Here is a 17,616-nt window from a genome sequence, read left to right as displayed (position 1 = left end):
AACCAAAGTAAGCCCAGCCTAACTTAGGCTTGCCTAACTGCCCTCGCGCCATGCCTGCCACAGTCGCGCGTACCGGCCGCCCAGCGCCACCAACTCGTCGTGCGTGCCCTGTTCGACGACACGGCCCGCGTCCAGCACGGCGATCCGGTCCGCCGCCATCGCCTGGGTCAGCCGGTGCGCCACGAACAGGGTGGTCCGGCCCGCGCACGCGGCCACGACCGCGCGTTCCAGCTCGGCGGCGCCCTCGCTGCCGGCCTCCGCGGTGGACTCGTCGAGCACCACCACGGGCGAGCGGGCCAGCACCAGCCGGGCCAGCGCGATCTGGGCGACCTTGGTGACGTCCAGACGCTCGCCGCCCTCGCCGACCGTGGTGTTCAGCCCGTCGGGCAGCGCCTGCACCCAGGCGTCGGCGCCGACCGTGCGCAGTGCTTCCGTCAGTTCAGCGTCGGTCGCTCCGGGCGCGGACAGCCGGAGGTCGTCGGCGAGCGGGCCGGAGAACACGTGCGTCTCCTGCGTCAGGATGCTCACCAGGGCCCGCGCCCCGGCCTCGTCCAGGCCTGCCAGGTCGGTCGTGCCGATGCGCACCGACCCGGCCTCGGGGGTCCCGATGCCCGCGATCAGCGCGGCCAGGGTCGTCTTGCCCGCACCCGTCGCACCCACCAGCGCGAGCGAACCCCCGGCCGGGATCGTCAGATCGACGTCCCTCAGCACCGGCTCCTCGGCGCCGGGGTAACGGAACGTCAGCCCCCGCACCGTCACCTGCAACGGCTCGGCGTCCGCCGGCGCGACGGCCGGGTCACCCACCAGCCGGCCCTCCCCGGCCTCCCCCAGCACGCCGACCAGCCTTGTCAGGCTCGCGCCCGACTTCTGCGCCTCGTCGAAGGTGAACATGATGAGGCCCAGCGGGCCGAACAGCCGGTGGAACAGCAGCGGCGCCGCGGACACCTCGCCCAGGCTGGCGGCGCCGGCCTCCAGCAGGGCGTACCCCACCAGGAGGATCAGGACCAGCCCGATGAACTCGGCGCGGTTCTCCCGGCCGACGAACCGGCCGAAGAACCGGAACACCTCGATACCGAGATCGCGCACCCGCCAGGACTCGCTGGTGACCTTCTCGCGGAAGGCGCCCTCCAGCCGGTAGGCGCGGACCGTGTCGATCCCGTTCAGACCGCTGATCAACGCCTGCGCACGGTCGGCCTGGGCCACCCGCTGCTTCCGGTAGAGCGGCGCGGAGCGGGGGAGGTACCAGCGCAGGGCGAGCGCGTACGCGGGCAGCGCGCCGGCGCCCGCCAGTCCGAGCCGCCAGTCCAGCCCGAACATGCCGAACGTGGCGATGGTGACCAGCACTCCGGCCGAGAACACCGTGGGGATGGCCGTACGGATGCCCTTGGAGATGACGGCCACGTCGTCGCCGACCCTGGAGAGCACGTCTCCCCGGCCGACCTGTTCGACGCGGGCGCTCGGCATGCCCAGCACCGCCCGGACGGCTCCTTCCCGCAGCCGCGCGAGCAGGTCGGCGCCCAGCCGGCCGATCAGGTAGGTCGACACCGCGGTGGCCGCCGCGCCGAGCAGCGCGGCGGCCCCGATCAACACCCCGATGGTGACCAGGATCGAGCGCGACTCGCCCTCGACCACGCCGTCGACCACCCGGCCGAGCAGCAGGACCGGAAGCACCTGGAGCGCCGCGCCGGCCACCGTGGTGAGCACGGTGGCCGCCGACAGCAAGGGCACCTCGCGGCAGTGCGCCGCGACCCATCGGGCGGCCTCGCGCCCGGTCGCCGTGTGCAGCGTCGCCGGGGCAGGGCGGGTGACGGTCGCGCTCACACCGCGACCCGGGTGGGGAGAGGACAGGACTTGGTGACCGGCATCGCTACTCGGCCACCGACTTCACGAGCTCGTCGACGGCGTACGGCATGGACAGCAGGGTGCCCTGGGAGATGGCCGCGCCGACCGCCGGGCCCTCGCTGTCCAGCAGGTAGGACACGTTGCCCTTCTTCACGGCGTCCAGGTTGGCGAACAGCTTGAACTTCTTCAGGGCCGCCGTGTCGGCCTTGTCGTTGATGACGAAGATGCGGTCGACGTCGACCAGGTCGACGCGCTCCGGCGAGAGCTTGGTGTAGAAGCTGCCGTCGGCGACCTTGTCGATCTCGGTCTGGTACTTGAAGCCGATACCCGTCACGAGCCTGCCGCGCACGTCGGTGGAGGTGAACGGCGCCACCGAGTTCTCGTACCAGGACAGTACGACGGCGGTCTGCTTCGCGAGTTCGGGGTTCGCCTTCTTGGCCGCGTCGAGCTTGCCCTGGATGTCCTGCACCATCTTCTCGCCCTCCTCGGCCTTGCCGAGTGCCTTGGCGATGTGCAGGGCGTTGTCCTGCCAGGGGGCGCTGAACGGCTCCTTCTCGGCCTTGGTGCGGGCCACCGTGGGCGCGATCTTGGAGAGCTTGTCGTAGCCGGCCTGGTCGATCTCGGAGTAGACCGCGACGATCAGGTCGGGGCGCAGGGCGGCGATCTTCTCGTAGTTGGGGCCGGTGTCACCGTTCTTCATGATGACCTCGGGCTTGGTGTCGCCCCACTTGTCCTTCACCCAGGGCCACTGGGTGTTGATGTCGGGGCTCTTGCCCGCCGGGTTCGGGTACTGGTCGGTCATGCCGACCGGCTTGATGCCGAACGCCAGGACGGTCTGGTCGTCGGTGTAGCCGACGGTGACGACCCGCTTCGGGGTCTCGGTGACCTTCGTGGTGCCGAACGCGTGCTCCACGGTGACCGGGAAGGCGCCGGCTGCGGCGGTCGAGGTGTTGTCGCTGCCCTTGTCCGCCGAGTCCGATTCGGAACCACACCCCGCGAGGAGGCCGACGCCGAGCGCCGCGGCGGAGAGGAGCGCCGCGGCCCGCCGCCATGGCGTCCTGCGCGTCGTTCTGTGGAGGAGCATCCGTCAATCCCCTTGCTGTTCGCACTGTCCACTGCGCCCCCGGGTAAGGGCAGGCAAACCGTATCGCAAGGCAGTAAGGTAAGCCTAGCCTTACTTACGTAACTTTATGGCGAACTAGTCGAGTTGGACATGCGTGCGACCGATCGGGACGATGAGCGGCCGGTCGCCCACCGGGTCGTCGATGACCTTGGCACGCAGTCCGAACGCCTCGTGCAGCAGCTCGGCGGTCAGCACGTCACGGGGATGGCCCTGCGCCAGGATCGACCCCTCCCGCATCACGATGAGGTTGTCGCTGTAGCGCGCGGCCAGATTGAGGTCGTGCAGCACCATCACCACGGTGCATCCCGACTCGTGCAGATCATCGACCAGATCGAGGACGTCCATCGCGTGCGCCAGGTCGAGATAGGTGGTCGGCTCGTCCAGCAGCAGCAGATCGGTGCCCTGGGCGAGGGTCATCGAAATCCAGACGCGCTGCCGCTGCCCGCCGGACAGCGCGTCGACCGGGCGGTCGGCCAGGTCGGCCACCCCGGTCATGGCCAGCGCGCGCTCCACCACGTCGGCGTCGTCCGAGGACCACTGCCGCAGCCAGCTCTGGTGCGGGTGGCGGCCCCTGGCGACCAGGTCGGCCACCGTCAGCCCCTCGGGCGCGACCGGCGCCTGCGGCAGCAGGCCGAGTTTCCTCGCCACGTCCCGGGTCCTGAGCCGGGCGATGTCGTCGCCGTCCAGCACGACCGTCCCCTTGGACGGCTTGAGCAGCCGGGACAGGGTGCGCAACAGGGTCGATTTTCCACAGCCGTTGGGGCCGATGATGGTGGTGATCACCCCGGGGGGTATCGCCACGTCGAGATCGTCGATGACGGCCCGGGCGCCGTAGCCGACCGTGATGCCCCTGGCTGCCAGCCGTGAGGCTTGATCGGACTTCGACTCGACCCCGGTGACGGACTGAGTGACCACAAGGCCCCCTTACTTAGGCTCGCCTGACTTTGTACCAGCTATCTGCGGTTCGCCCGTACCAGCAGATAGACGAGGAAGGGGCCGCCGATCGCCGCGGTGACCACGCCGACCGGGAGACTGACGGGCAGGGCCGTGCGGGCGACCAGGTCCGAGCCGGTCAGCAGCAGCGCGCCGACCAGCGCGGAGGCCACCATGGGCGGCGTCGGGCAGCGCGCCAGACGCATCGCCACCTGCGGGGCCACCAGCGCCACGAACGGGACCGGGCCCGCCGCGCTCACCGCCACGCCGGCCAGCAGCACCGCGCACAGCAGGAGGACCGCGCGCACGGCCGAGTACCGGACCCCCAGGCCCGCGGCGACGTCGTCACCGAGGTGCATCGGCTTGAACTGGAAGGCGGCGGCCGCCACGACGACCAGCAGGACGAGCGTGCCCCAGACGGCCACCTGGACCTCGTCCCACGACCGGTCGTCCAGCGAGCCGACCAGCCATGTCTGGGCCTGGGCCACGTCCCTGATGTCGGCCGTGACCAGCAGCCAGGTCGTGAGGGCCTCCATCACGGCACTCACCGAGATGCCGATGAGGATGAGCCGGAGGCCGTCGATCCCGCGCCGCCAGGCGAGGAAGTACACCAGCAGGCCCGTGCCGAGACCGCCCATGAGGGCCGCCGCCGACAGGCCCACGGAGCTGACGATCGCCGCCGCCGTCCCGCCCGACACCGTCACCAGGAACACCGCGACCGCGCTGGCGCCGTTCGTGATCCCCAGGACGTCCGGACTGGCCAGCGGATTGCGGGCGATGGACTGCGTGAGCGCCCCGGACACCCCCAGCGCGATGCCGACGACGACCCCGGCCAGGGCGCGCGGCATCCGGAGATCCATGATCACGAACTCGTCGACCTGCTCACCCCGGCCGAGGAGCGTGGCGATCACCTGGGGCAGCCGGATGGGGAAGTCCCCGACGCCGATGGACAGGCAGAACACCAGGAACGTCGCCGCCGCGAGCAGCAGCGTGACGCACACGATCCACGGCCGCCACACGAACGACACCTGGCCGAGCCGCACGCCCGGCGTCACCGACGGCTTCACGTCTGTCCTGTTCATGCGTTCTTGAACTTTCCGCGCCACACCAGGGCCGCGAAGAACGGGGCGCCCAGCAGGGCGACGACGACACCCGCGTCCAGCTCGCTCGGCCGCACCACCAGACGGCCCACGATGTCGCAGACCAGGAGCACGATGGCGCCGAGCAGACCCGCGTACGGCACCAGCCAGCGGTAGTCGGGGCCAGTCAGGTACCGGGCCACGTGGGCCACCATGAGCCCGAGGAACGCGATGGGCCCGCACGCGGCGGTCGCGGCGCCCGCCAGCAGGGTGATGGCGGTGATGCCGATGGTCCGGCTCAGTGCGATGTTCACCCCGAGGCCGCGCGCCACGTCGTCACCCAGGTTGAGCAGGTTGAGGGCCGGCAGCGTGATCAGGGCCAGTACCAGTCCGGCCGCGATGAACGCGGTCACCGGCCAGATGACGCCGAAGCCGACGCCGGCCACGGAGCCCGCGTTCCAGAACCGCAGCGCGTTCAGCGACTTCTGGTCCGACAGCGCGATCGCCGTGGTCATCGCCGCGAGGAACACCGTGACCCCCTGCCCGGCCAGGGCGAGCGTCAGCGGGTTCCCGGCACCGCGGCCGATGCTCGCCAGCCCGAACACCACGACACCGGCGACCGCCGCCCCCAGGAAGGCGAACCAGATGTAATGGAACGGGTCGGAGAGCCCGAACACGGCGATCACCGTCACGACGGTGAACGAGGCGCCGGAGTTCACGCCCAGCAGGCCGGTGTCGGCGATCGGGTTGCGCGTGTACCCCTGGATCAGCGCCCCGCCGACCCCGAGGGCGACGCCCGCCACGATCGCGAGCACCGTCCGGGGCACCCGCACGGTCTCCACGATGAGCCTGATCTCGGTGAGACGCTGGTCGGACTCCGGTGCCGCGAACAGCCCGTGCCACACCTCGCCGGGGCTCAGCGCGCGCGCCCCGACGGCCAACGACACGGCCCCCGCTGCGACGAGGACCAGCACCAGCGCGCCAAGTCCTACAACTCGCCGCCGACGGGCTTGAGTTGTGACCTTGGACGCGGGGCGCTCCACTGCGATCGTGCCCATGTCGACGTACGTTATCCCTTTGATCAGTGCCGTCGCGCCTCGCCGGGTGGGCCCACCCGGCGAGGCGCGACGATGTGCCGGCGGAACCGGTGGGTGGACTAGCGGGTCGCGCTTCCGGTTCCGTCGGCGACCGTCCGGGCCTCGTCCGAGGCGGACTTGCGGCCCCGGTCGAGGAGCGAGTCGAGGATCTCGCCGACCCTGATGGCGGTGTTGGACAGCAGGGACGAGGTGATGCCGTGCGTGTGTTCGGTGCCGCCCTGGAGGTAGATGCCGCAGTGCAGATCCGGCTCCGTCGCGATGCGGTAGTCGCGCTCGACGCGGATGCGGCCCTCGTCGTCCCGGAGGCAGCGGTCGGCCACCTCGCCGAGCAGACCGACGGGGTCCGCGGGGCTGTAGCCGGTGGCGAACACCACGACGTCCGCGTCCAGGAGGGTCTTCTCGCCGGTGACGAGGGACGTGACGGCGGCCGTGACCTTGTCCGGCGTCTCCGTGACACCGGTGAGCCGGGACACGTTGAGGAAGCGCAGCCGCTCGGTGCCGAGGACCTTCTCCTGGTACATCTGCCGGTACAGGTCGTCGATCAGGTCGATGTCCACCACGGAGTAGTTGGTGTTGCCGTGGTAGTCCATCAGCCGGCGTTTGACGTCCTTCGGCGCCGCGAAGAACTGGTCGACGGCCTCGGGGTCGAAGATGCGGTTGGCGAAGGCGCTGTCGTCGGCGGGGCTGTAGCCGTAGCGGGAGAAGACGGCGCAGACCTCGGCCCCGGGGAAGCGGCGGTGCAGGTAGGCGACGTTCTCGGCGGCACTCTGCCCGGCACCCACGACGACGAACCGGGAGGGTGAGGTGCCCTCCAGCGCGTCGACCCGGCCCAGCAGTTCGGAGTTGTGCCAGACGCGGTCGCTGCGCTCCACGCCCTCCGGCATGAGGGGGCGCAGACCGGTGCCGAGGACCAGGTTGCGGGCCCGGTGGACCTCGAGGCCCTCCCCCGAACGGACCGTCACGTCCAGGTACTCCACGACGCCGTCGCGCACGACGGGCATGACGCCGACGACCTCGTGGCCGTAGGAGACCATGTCGTCGACCTGGCCCGCGGCCCACTCGAAGTAGTCGTGGAACTCCACCCGCAGCGGGAAGAGGTTCTTGTGGTTGATGAAGTCGATCAGCCGTCCCTTGCTCTTGAGGTAGCACAGGAAGCTGTACTCGCTGGCGGGGTTCCGGAGCGTCACCAGGTCCTTGAGGAAGGACACCTGCATGGTCGCGTCGTCGATGAGCATGCCTCGGTGCCAGCCGAAGCGCGGCTGCTGCTCGAAGAAGTGAGCGGAGACCGCCTCCTCCCCGCCGGCGCCCGCGTTGTGCTCGCTGAGCGCGATCGCCATGGCCACGTTGGACGGCCCGAAGCCGATGCCTATGAGGTCGTGGATCAAAGGGGCGTCGCCAGGACGAGCCTGTGCCATGTCACTCCCATCGTGCGGTGCGGCGGCCCTTCTGTGCAGGCAGCCGTCGGTCGAGCATCGGGAAGTACGGAAGTCGGGCACGCCGAAGAGGCACCACCCAAAACTTAGGTAAGGCTAAGCTCATCCCGTGAGGGTGTCCATAGACAAAACGGACACGCCGGAGTGGGTGAGTCGTCAACACGTGGGCGAACTGGCCCCGTTGACCACTTAGGTAAGCCTTGCTTTACTGGTCACGGCCATTCCCTGCTTCGAGGAGGAACCCCATGCGGGTCGTCATGTTCGGTTACCAGACCTGGGGGCACCGCACCCTGCGAGCCCTCCTGGACTCCGAGCACGACGTGGTCCTGGTCGTGACGCACCCCAAGAGCGAGCACGCGTACGAGAAGATCTGGAGCGACTCGGTCGCCGACCTCGCCAAGGAGAACGGCGTACCGGTCGTGATCCGCAACCGCCCCGACGACGACGAGCTGTTCCAGCGCCTCAAGGAGGCCGACCCGGACATCATCGTGGCCAACAACTGGCGTACGTGGATCCCGCCGCGCATCTTCGACCTGCCGCGCCACGGCACGCTGAACGTGCACGACTCGCTGCTGCCGAAGTACGCCGGCTTCTCCCCGCTGATCTGGGCGCTGATCAACGGCGAGCCCGAAGTGGGCGTCACCGCGCACATGATGAACGACGAACTGGACGCCGGCGACATCGTGCGGCAGGAGGCGGTGACGGTCGGGCCCACGGACACGGCGACCGACCTGTTCCACAAGACCGTCGACCTCATCGCCCCGGTCACCATCGGCGCGCTCGACCTCATCGCCTCCGGGCAGACGGAGTTCACCAAGCAGGACCGCTCCCAGGCCAGCTTCTTCCACAAGCGGTCCATCGAGGACAGCCGCATCGACTGGACCTGGCCGGCCGAAGACCTGGAGCGCCTGGTCCGCGCCCAGTCCGAGCCGTACCCCAGCGCGTTCACCTTCCACAAGGGCAAGCGACTCGAGGTCCTGACCGCCGTCGTCTCGGAGGGGCGGTACGGCGGCACGCCCGGCCGCATCTTCTACCGCGAGGGCGAGGGCGTGGTGATCGTGGCCGGGGCCGACGCCCGCACCGGCCGCAACCACGGCCTGGCCATCACGCGCGTACGGACCGAGGACGGCCGGGAGTTGCCCGCGGCCGAGTACTTCACCGCCATGGGCGGCTACCTGACCAACCAGCCCTGACACCGCTGTGAAACTTCTGTGCAACGCGTGGGACTTTAAGTTTCAAGATTCCCTTTGCCGGCGGCGGCTGCGACAGTAAGGCCCATGGGGGCAGTACATGACGTCAAGTCGAACCACCGGGACGACAGTTGGCCTACCACGACACGTACCACCGGACTGCCGGCACGCTCCTGAGCCCCGTCCTCGGCTGGGTCCTGGCGCTCACCGGGGCCGTGGTGCTCCCCCTGACCGCCGCCACGGCTCTCGGACCGGAAACCGGACGGTGGCATGACCAGAGCCCGGGCCTGTACACCGTGACCATCACGGAGGACACGACGGGGAAGCCGGGCGCCTCGGCGCCGAAGGGCCGGGGCGGTTCGGCCGCGACGGTCTCCGTCCCGGTCCCCGCGCCTTCCCCCTTGCCGGCGCCCGGCCCTCCGGGGGGCGACGGCCCGTCGTAGTCGGGGGGATCACGTCCGCCAGGAGTACCGCCGTTCGGGCCGGCCGGCGACGCCGTAGCGCAGGGACACCTCCGCGCTGCCGGTGCCGTGGAAGTACTCCAGGTAGCGGCGGGCGCTCACGCGGGACACGCCGGTCAGCGCGGCGCACTCGGAGGCGGACAGGGTGCCGTCCGCCGCGCGCAGGGCCCGTTCGACGAGTTCGGCGGTCTCCACGCTCATGCCCTTGGGCAGCGCGGGGGCCGGTGCGGGGACGGCCGTTCCGGCCAGGACCCGGTCGATGTCGGCCTGGCCTCGTACCACCGTCGTGAGCAGCCGGCCCCGCTGGGCGGCGTAGCGCTCCAGGCGGGTGCGCAGGTCCTCGAAGTCGAAGGGTTTCAGGAGGTAGTCGACGACCCCTTGGCGGACGGCGCCGCGGACCGCGTCGGCCTCCTGCGCGGCGCTGATGACCATGACGTCGCAGTCGTGGCCGGCGGTGCGCAGCCGGGGTATGACGTCCAGGCCGAAGAGGTCGGGGAGGTAGAGGTCCAGCAGGACGAGGTCGGGGCGCAGTTCGTCCACGGCCTCGACCGCCTGTCCGCCGGTGTGGGCCACGCCGACGACACGGAACGGCTCGACGCGTTCGACGAACGCGCGGTGGACCCGGGCCACCATGAAGTCGTCGTCGACCACGAGGACGTCGATCGTGCCCGCCTTGTCGCGCGTTCCGGTGGTGGCGTGCGTTTCCGTCGTGTCGCGTGTTCCGGTCATGGGGCCGCTCCTTCCGCCACCGCTTCGGGGAGGTGGCTGACGGTCATGCGTGCGGTGAACACGGCCCCGTCGGGGGTGTTGGCCACCGATATCTCTCCCCCGTGCCGTTCACAGACCAGCTTGGTCAGGGCCAGTCCGATGCCGCGCTCGCCCTCCCGCGCGGCCTTGGTGGTGAAGCCGTGGGAGAACACCTCGCGGGCCAGTTCCGGAGCCACGCCCGGCCCCGAGTCGCGGACCACGATCTCCACGCTGGAGGCGTCCTGCCGCAGCGCCACCTCGACCCACCGCTCCCCGTGGTGCGCCGCCGCGTCGACGGCGTTGTCCACGAGGTTGCCCACCACGGTCGCCACGTCGGCGGCGTCCTCCGGGGCCAGCCGCTCCAGCGCGGTGTCGTCCGAGATGCGCAGGCTGACCTTCCGTTCGGCCGCGAGGGACGCCTTCGCCATCAGCAGTGCGGCCACCGCCCTGTCGCGGACGCGGCGGCTGAGGGTGATGTCCAGGGACTGGCGGTGCTGGTTCAACGCGCGGATGTAGCGCACGACTTCGTCCTGCTCGCCGATCTGGATCAGCCCGGAGATGGTGTGCAGCTGGTTGGCGAACTCGTGCGCCTGCGCCCGCAGCAGCTCCGAGGAGCTGCGGAAGGAGCCGATCTCCCGCTCCAGCCGGGCCAGTTCGGTACGGTCGCGCAGGGTGGTGACCGAGCCGAGGAGCCGGCCGTCCTTGGTGACGGTCATCCGGTTCATCACCAGGACCCGGCCGTGGCGGACGACGACCTCGTCCCGCTTGCCTGCGGCGGTTCCGGCCAGCACGTCGCGCAGCCGTCCGTCGATGCCCAGGCCGTCCAGGTTCTGGCCGACGCAGTCCTCGGGCAGGTCGAGCAGGCGGCGGCCCATGTCGTTGACGAGGGTGAGCCGGTGCTGCGGGTCCAGGGCGACCACGCCCTCGGCGATGCCGTACAGCATCGCCTCCCGGTGCTCGGCGAGTCCCGCGATCTCCCCCGGCTCCAGCCCGAGGGTCTGCCGCTTCACCCGCCGCGCGAGCAGCCAGGAGCCGGCCACGCCGAGCCCGCTGGCGATGCCCAGATAGGCGAGCAGGTACGAGGAGGCGCCGTTGAGCCGCTGCCACACCGTCGGATCGGCCTCGCCGATCATCACCGTGCCGAGGATCCGGCCGAGGTTCTCCTCCGTCGCCCCGAGGACGGGGACCCGGGCGGCCAGCTCGCGGTTGCCGTCCAGCGTCAGCGGCCCCGCCCAGCCCCGCGCCTGGTCGGTGGCGTGCCCCGGGGGCAGCCGCTCGCCGATCACCGTGGGATTGGTGGAGCTGACGATCCGGCCGGAGGCGTCGGCCACCGTCACCGAGGTCACTCCGGACTGCGCCTGCGTGGCGAGCACCAGCGGGGCGAGGGTCTCGCCGGGCGCGGGACGCACGAGCTGGCTGCGTACCAGGGGGTTGGCGGCGAGCTGTTCGGCCAGCGCGCTCACCCGGCGTCCCTCGACGCGGTTGAAGGTGGCCTGCGACTGGGCGAGCGAGACCGCGGCGACCGCCAGCAGCACCACCACGACGATGGCGAGCTGGAGCACCAGCATCTCGCCCGCGAGCGAATGGCGACGAAAGGTGGCGACCACAATGAACTCAATCTTCAATGCCGACACAGGTGGGGCGGCTCGTGTGCCGAGTCGCACAATCATGACGCCGGCCAGGGAAAACCGGAAGTGAGGTGTCATGAGACGTCCCGCACGCGCCTTGCTCGGCGCCTTGTCCGCCCTGGCCCTGCTGGCGGCCGGGGCGTGCGGTGGGTGGCCGGGCGGCGGACCCGCGCGGGACCTGCGGCTCATGGTGCCCAACACGCCGGGCGGCGGCTACGACACCACGGCCCGTACCGCGGCCCGGGTCATGGAGGAGACCGGGATCGCCTCGGACGTGCAGGTGTTCAATCTGCCCGGCGCCGGCGGCACGGTGGGCCTGAAGCGCCTCGCCGACGAGCGGGGCAACGGTGATCTCGCCCTCCAGATGGGCCTCGGAGTCGTGGGCGCGGCGCACGCGGCGGGGTCGAAGGTGACCGTCACCGAGACCACCCCGATCGCACGCCTCGTCGAAGAGGCCGGCGCGATCGTCGTCCGGAAGGACTCGCCGTACCGGACGATCGGCGCGCTGGTGGACGCCTGGCGCGAGGACCCCGGGAGCCTCAGGGTGGGCGGCGGGTCCTCGGCCGGCGGCCCCGATCACCTGCTGCCGATGCGGCTGGCGCAGACGGTCGGCATCGACCCGAGGAAGGTCGTCTACGTGCCCTACGACGGTGGGGGCGGTGAGCTGCTGCCCGCGCTGCTGGACGGCAGGGTCTCCGTCGCCACCAGCGGGTTCGGCGAGTTCCTCGACCAGATCCGCGCCGGCCGGCTGCGGGTCCTGGCCGTCACCGGCGAGCGGCCGGTCGGTGTGCTGCCAGGTGTCCCGACCCTGAAGTCCTCGGGGATCGACCTGGTCTTCGCCAACTGGCGGGGCATCGTGGCCCCGCCCGGCATCAGCGACACCGACCGGCGGCGCTGGGTCGAGGCCCTGACCGAGCTGCACGACTCCCGCCAGTGGCGGGCCGAGCTCCGGCGGCACGGCTGGAGGGACGTGTTCGCCACCGGCCGTGCCTTCGAGTCCTACCTGGCCCGGCAGGACGAACAGGTCGCCGGTCTCGTCCGCCGGCTCGGACGGCGGTGACGTCAGGAGGGCTTCGCGCTGGGCCCGATGCCCCGCAACTCCCGGACGGAGCCGCCCAGTTTCGCGCGAAGGGGTTCGAGCATCTCCGGTTTGGCGCTGACCACCCAGCGCATGCCGACGAGGTACTTGCCCCCGTAGACGCTGGCCGACTCCAGCCAGGTCTCCTTGAGCTTCTCCTCGGGGAAGGTGGTGATGAGGTAGTCACCCTTCTTCGTGTGGCACACGCCCTCGCGCAGCTCGTCCGCCTCGGTGCGGATCTTCACCTTGCAGCCGGTCAGGCCGGCGATCACCTCCACCTTCGCCGGCGCGACGACTCCGGCGGCGGGAGCGGCGGACCCGCTCGGGGTGGCCGCCCTGCCGCGGGCGGCCGGCTTGGCGTCGTCACCACCGCCGCAGGCGGTGACCAGGGGGAGCATCACCAGTGCGGCGGCCGGTGCGGCGGCGCGCAGCCGCAGGGCCCGGGGCAGGGACCGGCGGCTGGATCGTGCGTGCGGTTGCTGCTGGGACACGTCGTCTCTCCGGATGCGGACCGTCCCGCCCTCGCGGGCGGGCAGGAGTACTCGTCAGGGGTACGGACGCGCACCCGGAGCCGTTCACCGAGGCCGGGCGTGTTACGCGGCGGCCTCCTCCACGACCGGGCTCTCCGTCCCGCCGAACTGGGTCCGGTACAGCTCCGCGTACCGCTCCCCCGCCGCCAGGAGTTCCTCGTGCGTGCCGCGTTCCACGATCCGGCCGGCCTCGACGACCAGGATCTGGTCGGCCGTCCGGATCGTGGAGAGCCGGTGGGCGATCACGACCGCCGTCCTGCCTTCGAGGGCTTCGGCGAGTGCCTCCTGGACGGCGGCCTCGGAGGTGTTGTCGAGGTGGGCGGTGGCCTCGTCGAGGATGACGACGCGCTGCCGGGCCAGCAGCAGCCGGGCGATGGTCATGCGCTGGCGTTCCCCGCCGGACAGGCGGTAGCCGCGTTCGCCGACCACCGTGTCGAGACCGTCGGGCAGCGACCGTACGAGGTCGTCGAGCCGGGCGCGGCGCAGGGCGTCCCACAGGTCGCTCTCCGTGGCCGTGGGGCGGGCGAGGAGGAGGTTGGCGCGGACGGTGTCGTGGAAGAGGTGCCCGTCCTGGGTGACCATGCCGAGGGTCTCCCGCAGGGAGCGCGCGCTCAGGTCGCGGACGTCGACGCCGCCGACGCGTACGGCGCCCTCGTCGACGTCGTACAGGCGCGGCAGCAGTTGCGCGACGGTCGACTTGCCCGCGCCGGAGGAGCCGACGAGCGCCACGGTCTGCCCCGGTTCGGCGCGGAAGGAGATGCCGTGCAGGACCTCGTCACCGCCCCGCTTGTCGAGTGTGGCGACCTCCTCCAGGGAGGCCAGGGAGACCTTGTCGGCGGCAGGGTAGCCGAAGCGGACGTGGTCGAACTCGACCGCGACGGGCCCGTCGGGTACCCGGCGCGCGTCCGGCTTCTCCTCGATGAGCGGCTTCAGGTCCAGCACCTCGAAGACCCGCTCGAAGCTCACCAGGGCGCTCATCACCTCGACCCGCGCCCCGGCGAGCGCGGTCAGCGGCGCGTAGAGCCGGGTCAGGAGCAGCGCCAGCGACACGACCGCGCCCGGCTCCAGGGTGCCGCGCAGGGCGAGCGTGCCGCCGAGGCCGTAGACCAGGGCCAGGGCGAGGGCGGAGACCAGGGTGAGGGCGGTGATGAACGCGGCCTGGGCGGTCGCCGTCCGGACGCCGATGTCCGCGACCCGGCGGGCGCGTTCGGCGAATTCCGCCGACTCCTCCCCGGGGCGCCCGAAGAGCTTGACCAGGGTGGCGCCGGGTGCGGAGAAGCGCTCGGTCATGCGGGTCCCCATGGCCGCGTTGAGCGTCGCGGCCTCCCGCTGCATACGGGCCATACGGCTGCCCATGCGCCGGGCCGGGATGACGAACACCGGCAGCAGCACCAGGGCGAGCAGGGTGATCTGCCACGACAGCGTGAGCATCACGGCGAGTGTGAGCAGCAGCGTGACGAGGTTGCTGACCACGCCGGACAGGGTGTTGCTGAACGCCCGCTGGGCGCCGATGACGTCGTTGTTGAGTCGGGAGACGAGGGCGCCCGTACGAGTGCGTGTGAAGAACGCCACCGGCATGCGCTGCACATGGTCGAAGACGGCGGTCCGCAGATCGAGGATGAGGTGCTCGCCGAGCGTCGCCGACAGCCTCCGGCCGAGGATGCCGAGCGCCGCCTCCGCCACCGCGATCAGCGCGATGAGCAGGGACAGGCGTACGACGGTGCTCTCGGTGCCGTCCGAGACGATCGCGTCGACGACGCTTCCGGCCAGGACGGGGGTCGCCACGGCGAGCAGGGCGGTCCCCACGCCGAGCAGGACGAAGAGGGCGATGCGGCGCCGGTGCGGGCGGGCGAACGCGCCGATGCGGCGCAGGGTGGCGAGGGCGAACGGGCGGCGCTCCTCCTGGGCGTTCATGACGCTGTGCAGTTGTGTCCACGCTGTGGTCTCCATACTCATGGCAGAGAACGTAGAACCTCAAGCAATCTTGAGGTCAAGGCGCTCGCACATCGCCCCGACATCCCGCACAATCGGCCCGAACCCCCTCTCCCCGTCCCCCCGCAAAGGCCCCGATGACGCTCTCCTCCCAGCCGCTCCCCGCGCGTAAGACGCCGTCCGCCCGTCCGCAACCCGCCGTTGGCGGGGCGTGGGAAGCCTCTGCGGACGTGACAGCGGTACAACTCCCCGAACTCCGCCCGGGGCGACTCCCCCGTCGCGTCCCGGTCCGCCTCCTGCGTCAGATCCTGTGTCTGCTTCCGCTCCTGCTGGTCACCGTGGTCGCGGTGCGGCACCGGTCGGTGCTGGCCGAGGGCTTCGCGCATCTGGGCAACGCCGAATGGCCGTGGCTGCTGGCCGCGGCGGGCGCGACCTGTCTGACCTGGGTCGCCGCCGCCTGCACCCGGCAGGGCGCGGTCGTCGAGCGGCTGCCCCGACGGCGGCTGCTCGCCACGCAGTTCGCGGCGGGCGCGGCCAACCACCTGCTGCCGACCGGGCTGGGCGCGAGCGCGGTCAACCTGCGGTTCATGACGGTGTGCGGGCTGCCGCTCGCCCGCTCGTCGGCGGCCCTCGCGCTGTATCTGCTGGCGGAGAGCGTCGGCCGGGTGGCCCTGCTGGGCATCCTGCTCGTCGCGTTCCCGGACGCGCTGCGGCTCGGCACGCTGGTTCCCCAGACGGCGTTCGGCCCGCTGCTGGCCGGTGCGGGTGTGGTGTTCGTCATCGCGGTGGCCGTGCTGGTCCTGGTCCGCCGGGTGCGCTCGGCCGTGCTGTCCTTCCTGCGGACGGCACTCGGCGAGGCCCGCTCGGTGCACACCCGCCCGGCCCGGGCCCTGGCCCTGTGGGGCGGTTCCTTCACGTTCCCCGCGTTGCAGGCGACCGTACTGGTGCTGGTGGGCCGGGCGATGGGGCTGGACGTGCCGCCCGCGCACATGGCGGTGGCCTACCTGGCGGCGACGGTCGCCGTCGCGCTGGTGCCCACCCCGGGTGGGATCGGCTCGGTGGAGGCCGCACTGGTCATGGCGCTGGTCGCGGCGGGCGGCCCGGCCGCGGTGGCCACGGCCGTGGTGCTGGCCTTCCGCGTCATCACGGTCTGGCTGCCCCTGCTGCCGGGCGCGCTGACGCTGGCGGCGCTGGTACGCCTCAAGGTGATCTGACCGGCCGACAGGTCCCGGGTGTCCGGGCGGAGCTCCCCGGCTCGGCCGGTTCCACGGTACGAAACCCCATGCGGAATGCGGCAGGATGAACGATCGTGCCGACCCCGGGTCAGGGTGGTCGGGCGCGACCGGACATCCCGCAGGACGAACAGGTGACGACGTGACGAAACTTCACATCCGGCCGCCGGCAACGGCGTCCGCCGCAGTTCTTCTTCCCGGAGGTGACAGGTGAACCGGGCGCTCACCGCGGACGATCTGGTCTTCGCCGGCATCGCCCTGGTGTCGGGCCTGCTGGCGGCCTTCGCGCTGCGCATGCTGCTGCGCTGGCTGGGCCGGCACGCCGACCGCACCCGCTGGAGCGGGGACGACGTCATCGTGCACGCGCTGCGGGCCGTGCTGCCGTGGGCCGCGGTGGTGGGCGGCGCGGCGGGCGCGGCGGCGGTACTGCCGCTGACGAAGACGGTGCAGCACCACACCAACCAGGTGCTGACGGTGCTGCTCATCTCCGTGGCGACGGTGTCGGCGGCGCGGGTGGTGGCCGGCCTGGTGCGCACGGTCACCCAGTCCCGTTCCGGTGTCGCCGGCTCGGCCACGATCTTCGTCAACATCACCCGGATCCTGGTCCTGGCGATCGGCTTCCTGGTGGTGCTCCAGACGCTGGGGATCTCCATAGCCCCGATGCTCACCGCCCTGGGCGTCGGCGGTCTGGCGGTCGCGCTGGCGCTTCAGGACACCCTCGCCAACCTCTTCGCGGGCATCCACATCCTCGCCTCCAAGACCGTCCAGCCCGGTGACTACATCCAGCTGAGCAGCGGCGAGGAGGGCTACGTCGAGGACATCAACTGGCGGCAGACGACGATCCGCAACCTGTCCAACAACCTCGTCGTACTCCCCAACGGCCAGCTCGCGCAGGCGAACATGACCAACTTCATGCGCCCCGAGCAGCAGCTGACCATCCTGGTCCAGGTCGGGGTGGCCTACGACAGCGACCTGGAGCACGTGGAGCGGGTGACCAACGAGGTCATCGCCGAGACGATGACCGAGGTCGAGGGCGCGGTGCCGGACCACGAGCCGATCATCCGGTTCCACACGTTCGGCGACTCCCGCATCGGCTTCACCGTCATCCTGGGCGTCGGCGAGTTCAGCGACCAGTACCGGATCAAGCACGAGTTCATCAAGCGCCTGCACAAGCGCTACCGCGCGGAGGGCATCCGCATCCCCGCCCCGGCCCGGACGGTGGCGCTCCAGCAGGGCGGGGTCGTCATCCCGCATCAGCGCACGGGCGAGATCGAGCCGAACGAGATTTCCTCGGTCCGCTTCGACTGAGGC

General features: G+C 71.2%; 14 protein-coding genes. 4 read left to right on the top strand and 10 right to left on the bottom strand.

Translation table 11 applies throughout. The annotated features are described in order from the left end of the window. Positions 1-33: 33 nt before the first annotated feature. From ABFX81_RS05570 to ABFX81_RS05545, 6 genes are all read right to left on the bottom strand, one after another. On the bottom strand, positions 34-1,821 hold the full coding sequence (locus ABFX81_RS05570) for an ABC transporter transmembrane domain-containing protein (protein WP_086852922.1): 1,788 nt from the start codon (positions 1,819-1,821) through the stop codon (positions 34-36). A 46-nt stretch (positions 1,822-1,867) separates the two neighbouring features. Further along, positions 1,868-2,926, bottom strand: a complete 1,059-nt coding sequence (locus tag ABFX81_RS05565; protein ID WP_086852924.1) for an ABC transporter substrate-binding protein — start codon at positions 2,924-2,926, stop codon at positions 1,868-1,870. A gap of 114 nt (positions 2,927-3,040) precedes the next feature. Then, complete coding sequence (locus tag ABFX81_RS05560; protein WP_086852925.1) at positions 3,041-3,880, bottom strand: ATP-binding cassette domain-containing protein; 840 nt, start codon at positions 3,878-3,880, stop codon at positions 3,041-3,043. A gap of 38 nt (positions 3,881-3,918) precedes the next feature. Beyond that, positions 3,919-4,980: an iron chelate uptake ABC transporter family permease subunit gene (locus tag ABFX81_RS05555; RefSeq protein WP_086852927.1), complete on the bottom strand. Its 1,062-nt coding sequence runs from the start codon at positions 4,978-4,980 to the stop codon at positions 3,919-3,921. Continuing rightward, complete coding sequence (locus ABFX81_RS05550; protein WP_086852929.1) at positions 4,977-6,035, bottom strand: iron chelate uptake ABC transporter family permease subunit; 1,059 nt, start codon at positions 6,033-6,035, stop codon at positions 4,977-4,979. Before ABFX81_RS05550 ends, ABFX81_RS05555 begins: the two co-directional genes overlap by 4 nt. A 98-nt stretch (positions 6,036-6,133) precedes the next feature. After that, positions 6,134-7,489: a SidA/IucD/PvdA family monooxygenase gene (locus ABFX81_RS05545; protein WP_086852931.1), complete on the bottom strand. Its 1,356-nt coding sequence runs from the start codon at positions 7,487-7,489 to the stop codon at positions 6,134-6,136. 263 nt (positions 7,490-7,752) lie between these two features. On the opposite strand from ABFX81_RS05545, the gene ABFX81_RS05540 reads away from it, so the two are divergent. Next, positions 7,753-8,700: a formyltransferase family protein gene (locus ABFX81_RS05540; protein WP_086852933.1), complete on the top strand. Its 948-nt coding sequence runs from the start codon at positions 7,753-7,755 to the stop codon at positions 8,698-8,700. A 449-nt stretch (positions 8,701-9,149) separates the two neighbouring features. Here ABFX81_RS05540 and ABFX81_RS05535 read toward each other — a convergent pair whose 3' ends face one another. Further along, positions 9,150-9,887, bottom strand: a complete 738-nt coding sequence (locus ABFX81_RS05535) for a response regulator (protein ID WP_346137688.1) — start codon at positions 9,885-9,887, stop codon at positions 9,150-9,152. Next, positions 9,884-11,512: an ATP-binding protein gene (locus ABFX81_RS05530; RefSeq protein WP_086852938.1), complete on the bottom strand. Its 1,629-nt coding sequence runs from the start codon at positions 11,510-11,512 to the stop codon at positions 9,884-9,886. Before ABFX81_RS05530 ends, ABFX81_RS05535 begins: the two co-directional genes overlap by 4 nt. Before the next feature lie 97 nt (positions 11,513-11,609). Between ABFX81_RS05530 and ABFX81_RS05525 the strand changes: the two genes are divergently transcribed. Next, positions 11,610-12,593 carry a tripartite tricarboxylate transporter substrate-binding protein gene (locus ABFX81_RS05525; protein ID WP_086852940.1) on the top strand — a complete coding sequence of 328 codons (984 nt, stop codon included), beginning with the start codon at positions 11,610-11,612 and terminating at the stop codon, positions 12,591-12,593. A 2-nt stretch (positions 12,594-12,595) separates the two neighbouring features. Here ABFX81_RS05525 and ABFX81_RS05520 read toward each other — a convergent pair whose 3' ends face one another. Together ABFX81_RS05520 and ABFX81_RS05515 are read right to left on the bottom strand one after the other, a co-directional pair. After that, complete coding sequence (locus tag ABFX81_RS05520; protein ID WP_086852942.1) at positions 12,596-13,102, bottom strand: hypothetical protein; 507 nt, start codon at positions 13,100-13,102, stop codon at positions 12,596-12,598. Between the two features lie 102 nt (positions 13,103-13,204). Next, positions 13,205-15,091, bottom strand: coding sequence for an ABC transporter transmembrane domain-containing protein (locus ABFX81_RS05515; protein WP_086852944.1), 1,887 nt, complete (start codon positions 15,089-15,091; stop codon positions 13,205-13,207). Between the two features lie 212 nt (positions 15,092-15,303). On the opposite strand from ABFX81_RS05515, the gene ABFX81_RS05510 reads away from it, so the two are divergent. Together ABFX81_RS05510 and ABFX81_RS05505 are read left to right on the top strand one after the other, a co-directional pair. Then, positions 15,304-16,287, top strand: coding sequence for a lysylphosphatidylglycerol synthase transmembrane domain-containing protein (locus ABFX81_RS05510; RefSeq protein WP_428837134.1), 984 nt, complete (start codon positions 15,304-15,306; stop codon positions 16,285-16,287). A 228-nt stretch (positions 16,288-16,515) separates the two neighbouring features. Then, positions 16,516-17,613 (top strand): mechanosensitive ion channel domain-containing protein, encoded by a 1,098-nt coding sequence (locus ABFX81_RS05505; RefSeq protein ID WP_086852948.1) that lies wholly within the window; start codon positions 16,516-16,518, stop codon positions 17,611-17,613. The last annotated feature ends 3 nt before the right edge of the window (positions 17,614-17,616 follow it).

The organism is Streptomyces coeruleofuscus, assembly GCF_039532725.1.
Lineage (GTDB): Bacteria > Actinomycetota > Actinomycetes > Streptomycetales > Streptomycetaceae > Streptomyces > Streptomyces coeruleofuscus.
This window is presented reverse-complemented; position numbering and strand designations above follow the sequence as displayed.